Here is a 5,752-nt window from a genome sequence, read left to right on the forward strand (position 1 = left end):
GAACAGGGCGCAGGTCAGGTAGAAGCCGATCATGATGACGGCGAGGCTCTTCAGTGCGGCCGTCCCGGTGGCGCCGACCACCGCGGCCATCGCCCCGAAGGCGCCGATCGGTGCCACCCACATGATCATCGCCATGACCCGGAAGACCAACCGCTGCACGTGCTCGATGCCGCGCAGCACGGGGGCGCCGGCCGGGCCCATCGCCTGGAGGGCGAAGCCGGCCAGCAGGGCGACCAGCAGGGTCTGCAGCACCTTGCCCTCGGTGAGGGCGGAGAGCATGGTGGTCGGGATCATCCCGAGCAGGAAGTCGGCGGTGGACTGCGCGCCGCCGGCGGCGGCCTGGGCGTGGCCGGACTTGGCGAGCGCGGAGGTCAGGTGGAGGCCGCCGCCGGGCTCCAGCAGGTTGCCGACCAGCAGGCCGATGCCGAGGGCGACGGTCGACATGGCGAGGAAGTAGCCGAGGGCCAGGCCGCCGACCTTGCCGACCTTGGCGGCCTTGGTGACCGAGCCGATGCCGAGCACGATGGTGCAGAAGATGACCGGGCTGATCATCATCTTGATGAGGTTGACGAAGCCCGTGCCGATGGGCTTCAGCTCCACCGCGAAGTCCGGCGCGGCCAGGCCCACCACGACGCCCGCGACGACCGCCGCGATCACGGCGAGGTAAAGGACGTGGGTGCGGTCCTTCGGTCTGGCGCCCGCGCCCGCTGCTGCTCCGGTGATCGACATCTGTGGCTCCTTCGCCCTGCTGTGCCCGGTGGCGCGTGCGCCCGTGGGGATGCGCTCATGGGGGTGCGCCGGTGTGCGGTCCGGGGGCCCCGGGTGGTGGGCCGCTCCGACTATGGGGTCCGGGCGTGACGCGGGTCACGTTTGCGTTCATAGAGTTCACATCACCCCGTCCTCGCCGCGGGGTCCGCGCCGACCGGGCCGTGGTGCACACTGACAGGCATGTCCGCGCGTACCCTCCTCCCGCCGCGCCGGCTGGTGCGCAGCCTGGCCGGACAGCTCTTCGTCGTCCAAGTGGTCATCGTCGCCGCCGTGGTCGCGGGCGGGGCCGTGCTCGCGTACCTGTTCACCGCCGGGCGCGCCGACGACGCGGCCCGCCGCCAGGTCACCGCCGTCGCCCGCGCCGTCGCCGACTCGCCGACCGTCCGCGACGCCGCGGGCGCGCCCGATCCGACGGCCGTGCTCCAGCCCTACGCCGAGCGGGTGCGGGTCGACACCGGGGTCTCCTTCGTCACCGTGATGGACACCGCCGGCGTGCGCTGGACCCACCCGCTGCCCGAGCAGATCGGGCGGCCCTTCCTCGGGCACATCGACTGGGCGCTCGCCGGCGAGACCCGCAGCGAGACCTACACCGGCACGCTCGGCCCGTCGGTGCGGGTGGTCACCCCGGTGCTGGACGAGCGGCACCGGGTGGTCGCCCTGGTCAGCGCCGGTATCACGGTGCAGTCCATCTCGGCGCAGCTGCGCGGCCCGCTGCTCGCGCTGATGGGGGTCGCTGCGGCCGCGCTGGCCGTCGGCGGCATCGGTACCTACCTCGCCAACTCCCGGCTGCGGCGGCACACCCACGGCATGGGACCGGCCGAACTCAGCCACCTCTACGAGTACCACCAGGCCACCCTGCACGCCGTCCGGGAGGGGCTCGTGCTGCTCGACCGGGACCACCGGGTGGTGCTGTGCAACGACGCGGCGCGCGAACTCCTGGGCCTGGACGGGGCGGTGGAGGGGCACCCGGTGGACGGGCTGGGGCTGCCGGACGCGCTGCTGGCGGCCGTCTGCGGGGACGCTCCGGTCCGGGACGAGGTCCATCTGACCGCCGAGCGGGTGGTGGTGCTCAACACCTCCACCATCGGTACCGGTCTCGGCCGGGTCCTCACCCTCCGCGACCACACCGAACTCCAGGCGCTGAGCGGCGAGCTGGACTCCGTGCGCGGCTTCACCGAGGCGCTCGGCGCCCAGGCGCACGAGGCCGCCAACCGGCTGCACGCCGTCGTCTCGCTGATCGAACTCGGCCGTCACCGCGAGGCGGTGGAGTTCGCCACCGCCGAACTCGCCCTCGCCCAGCGGCTCACCGACCGGGTGGTCGCCGCCGTCGGCGAACCGGTGCTGGCCGCCCTGCTGTTGGGCAAGGCCGCCCAGGCCGCCGAACGGGGCGTGGAGTTGACGCTCACGCCGGACAGTTCGATCGACGACGGCGTGCTGCCGTCGCGACTGACCGCCCGCGACCTCATCACCGTCCTCGGCAACCTGATCGACAACGCCGTGGACGCCGCGATCACCGGCGCGGCCGCGAACCCCGGGCCCCCGGAGGTCACCGTCACCGCCCGGATCGAGGGGGAGCACCTGCTGCTGCGGGTCGCCGACACCGGGGCCGGGATCGACCCGGGGGCGGTGGAGGACGTGTTCCGGCGCGGGTGGAGCACCAAGCAGCACGGCAGTGCGGGCGGGAGCGGCCAGGGGAGCGGCGACGGCGGGAGCGGCCAACAGAGCGGCCAACAGGGCGGCGAGGGCGGCGGCCACGGGCGCGGACTCGGGCTCGCCCTGGTCGCCCAGGCCGCCCGGCGCAACGGCGGCACCGTCGAGGTCGGCCGGGAGCGCGGCGCGGTGCTCACCGTCCGGCTGCCGCTCGACCGACCGGTGGGCGAGGGCGCGGGGGAGCACCGGCGCGTGGCGGTGGCTCCGTGAGCCGCGGCACCGGACAGGCGGGGGACGCCGAACGGGTCGGGGATGCCGAACGGGCCGAGATCTCCGTCCTGGTGGTCGAGGACGACCCGGTGGCCGCCGCCGCCCACACCCTCTACGTGGGGCGCGAGCCGGGATTCCGGGCCGTCGGCACCGTGCACGGCTGCGCGGAGGCGCTGCGCTTCCTGGAGCGGGCCCGGGCCGCCGGTCGCCCCGTCGACCTGCTGCTGCTCGACCTCTACCTGCCCGACGGGCACGGCCTCCAGCTCTGCGGCACCCTGCGCGCCGCCGGCCACGCCACCGATGTCATCGCGGTCACCTCCGCCCGCGACCTCGCGATGGTCCGCCGGGCCGTGTCCGCCGGTGTGGTCCAGTACCTGCTGAAGCCGTTCGCGGCCGCCGCGCTGCACGACCGCCTGGAGCGCTACGCCCGCTACCGGGACACCCTCGGGCGGACCGGGGCGGCCACCGGGCAGGACGAGGTCGACCAGGCGCTCGCGCTGCTGCGGATGCCCGAACGCACCGCCCTGCCGAAGGGGTTGAGCGCTCCGACGCTGGACACCGTGGCCGGGGTGCTGCGCGCGGGCGCCGGCCTCTCGGCGGCGGCGGCCGGAGCGGCGGCCGGTGTCTCGCGGATCACCGCCCGCCGCTACCTGGAGCACCTGGTGGACACCGGCCTCGCCGTCCGGGAGCCCCGCTACGGCACGGTCGGCCGGCCGGAGCTCTGGTACCGCTGGACGGGCGGCTCCGGCGGCTCCGGCGGCTCCGGCGGACCGGGCGGACCGGGCGGGGGCGGCTCGGGCGGCTCGGGAAGCTCCGGCGGGTCGGACGTCCCCGGCGGTGGGGTCAGCGGGCCACGAACTCGGTGAGCAGGGCCTGCACCTCGTAGATGTCGACGCCCTTGGTGAAGTTCTTGGAGATCGGCATCGCGGCGCCCGAGACCCAGATCTTCAGCTCGGCGTCCAGGTCGAAGGTGCCGGCGGTCTCCACGGCGAAGTGGGTGATCGAGCGGTAGGGGATCGAGTGGTACTCGGTCTTCTTGCCGGTGATGCCCTGCTTGTCGACCAGGATCAGCCGGCGGTCGGTGAACAGGAAGGTGTCGCGGACCAGCTGGTAGGCGGCGTGGACCTGCTCGCCCTGGCCGAACAGCCGGGCGAACTCCTTCTGGGCCTCGCTGTTGTCCACCCGGTGGGCGTTCCCGAACAGTGCCATGCCGACTCCCCTCTGCGGGCGCCCGGTGCGGCGCCTGGGCCCCGAGTCTGGCATGCCGGTGATCATGGACGCCGGGCGGCCCCGGGGGCCTCCGGGCCGAACCCCGCTCGCCCCTCACGGCCGTGACCTCTCGACGGCCCGCTCGTTGAGGGTATGCCGGGTTGTCACCCGCAAGGGTGGTTCCGGAGCCCCCGGACGGACCAGGGCAGGTCGGACAAGTAAGGTTAGGCTCACCTAATTTTCTGGGAGTCTGCCTTGACGCTCGCCGCTGAGCCCGCCACCGGTCCGACCGTCCCCCGCGCCGCCGCCGTTCCCGCGCCGGGCCAGGCGCCCGCCGCCGGGTCGGCATCCTCGCCGGGCGCCGTCCTGCGCCGCCAGCGCCTGCGCGAGTCCGCCGCCCGCACCTACGCGCGCTCGTTCCCGATCGTCCCCGTGCGGGCCAGCGGCATGACCGTCGAAGGCGCCGACGGCCGCCGCTACCTCGACTGCCTCTCCGGCGCCGGCACCCTCGCCCTCGGCCACAACCACCCGGTGGTCCTGGCGGCGATCCGCCGCACCCTCGACAGCGGCGCCCCGCTCCACCTGCTCGACCTCGCGACCGCCGAGAAGGACGACTTCACCACCGCCCTGTTCGAGGGCCTGCCGCCCGCCTTCGCCGACGGCGCGCGGGTGCACTTCTGCGGGCCCGCCGGGACCGACGCCGTCGAGGCCGCGCTCAAGCTGATGCAGACCGCGACCGGCCGTTCCGGCGCCCTCGCCTTCACCGGCGCCTACCACGGGATGACCGCCGGCTCCCTCGCGCTCACCGGCAACGTCGCCGTCAAGGAGCCGCTGCCCGGCGGCGGCGAGGTCGTCCGGCTGCCCTACCCCTACGGCTACCGCTGCCCGTTCGGGGTCGGCGGGGAGGCCGGGGCCGAACTCTCGGCCACCTATGTCGAACGGCTGCTCGACGACCCGGCCGGCGGCGTCGTCCCGCCCGCCGCGATGGTCCTGGAGGCCGTCCAGGGCGAGGGCGGCGTCGTCCCCGCACCGGACGACTGGCTGCGCGCCATGCGCCGGATCACCGCCGAGCGCCGCATCCCGCTGATCGTCGACGAGGTGCAGACCGGCGTCGGCCGCACCGGCGCGATGTGGGCGGTCGAGCACAGCGGGATCGTGCCCGACGCGATGGTGCTCTCCAAGGCGATCGGCGGCAGCCTCCCGCTCGCCGTCGTCGTCTACCGGGAGGAGTACGACGGCTGGCGGCCCGGCGCCCACACCGGCACCTTCCGCGGCAACACACTGGCCATGGCGGCCGGAGCGGCCACGCTGCGCTACGTTGCCGCCAACGGGCTGGCCGAACGGGCGGCGCTGGTCGGCGACCGGATGGTCGAACGGCTGCGCGCGCTGGCCGGGGAACTCCCCGCGATCGGCGACGTGCGCGGGCGCGGGCTGATGATCGGCGTCGAACTCGTCGACCCGACCGCGGCTCCGGACGCCTGCGGGGCCCGGCCGGCCGCCCCCGAACTCGCCGTCCGGGTCCGCGAGGCCTGCCTGGCCCGCGGGCTGATCGTCGAACTCGGCGGGCGGCACGACGCCGTGCTGCGGCTGCTGCCCCCGCTCACCATCACGGACGAGCAGGCGGCCGCGGTGCTGGACCGGCTCGCGGACGCCGTCGCGGCGGCCTCGGCGTGAGCGGCGGCCCGGGAGAGGCGACCGGCAGCGGGACCGGCGGCGGGGACGGGGAGGGTGCCGGCGGGTCCTGGCCGGACCCGGCCGAGGGCGCCGACGCACCCCTCGACGCCCTCTCCGGCGGCGTCGGCGGACCCGCCGCGCTCGGCCCGCTGCTCGCCACCGTCCTCGACGCGCTGGAGAC

Annotated in this window: 4 protein-coding genes and 2 pseudogenes; 4 read left to right on the top strand and 2 right to left on the bottom strand. The window is 75.2% G+C overall.

What is annotated here, in order from left to right:
- Positions 1–729: cation:dicarboxylate symporter family transporter (locus BI06_RS03445; RefSeq protein ID WP_043464949.1), on the bottom strand; the 729-nt coding region annotated here is incomplete at its 3' end.
- 219 nt (positions 730–948) lie between these two features.
- Here BI06_RS03445 and BI06_RS03450 point away from each other — a divergent pair.
- Both BI06_RS03450 and BI06_RS03455 read left to right on the top strand, forming a co-directional pair.
- Positions 949–2,688, top strand: a complete 1,740-nt coding sequence (locus BI06_RS03450) for an ATP-binding protein (protein WP_043464952.1) — start codon at positions 949–951, stop codon at positions 2,686–2,688.
- Between the two features lie 59 nt (positions 2,689–2,747).
- A pseudogene (locus tag BI06_RS03455) lies at positions 2,748–3,428 on the top strand (response regulator); the annotation flags it as partial.
- Positions 3,429–3,531: 103 nt separating this feature from the next.
- On the opposite strand, the gene BI06_RS03460 reads toward BI06_RS03455, so the two are convergent.
- Positions 3,532–3,897 carry a PH domain-containing protein gene (locus tag BI06_RS03460; RefSeq protein ID WP_030391951.1) on the bottom strand — a complete coding sequence of 122 codons (366 nt, stop codon included), beginning with the start codon at positions 3,895–3,897 and terminating at the stop codon, positions 3,532–3,534.
- A gap of 255 nt (positions 3,898–4,152) precedes the next feature.
- Between BI06_RS03460 and BI06_RS03465 the strand changes: the two genes are divergently transcribed.
- Complete coding sequence (locus tag BI06_RS03465) at positions 4,153–5,571, top strand: diaminobutyrate--2-oxoglutarate transaminase family protein (RefSeq protein WP_043464957.1); 1,419 nt, start codon at positions 4,153–4,155, stop codon at positions 5,569–5,571.
- Positions 5,568–5,752, top strand: a pseudogene (locus tag BI06_RS50255) (hypothetical protein); the annotation flags it as partial. The gene BI06_RS03465 and the pseudogene BI06_RS50255, both read left to right, overlap by 4 nt.

The sequence above is a fragment of the Kitasatospora sp. MBT66 genome, from assembly GCF_000710405.2.
Classification (GTDB): domain Bacteria; phylum Actinomycetota; class Actinomycetes; order Streptomycetales; family Streptomycetaceae; genus Kitasatospora; species Kitasatospora purpeofusca.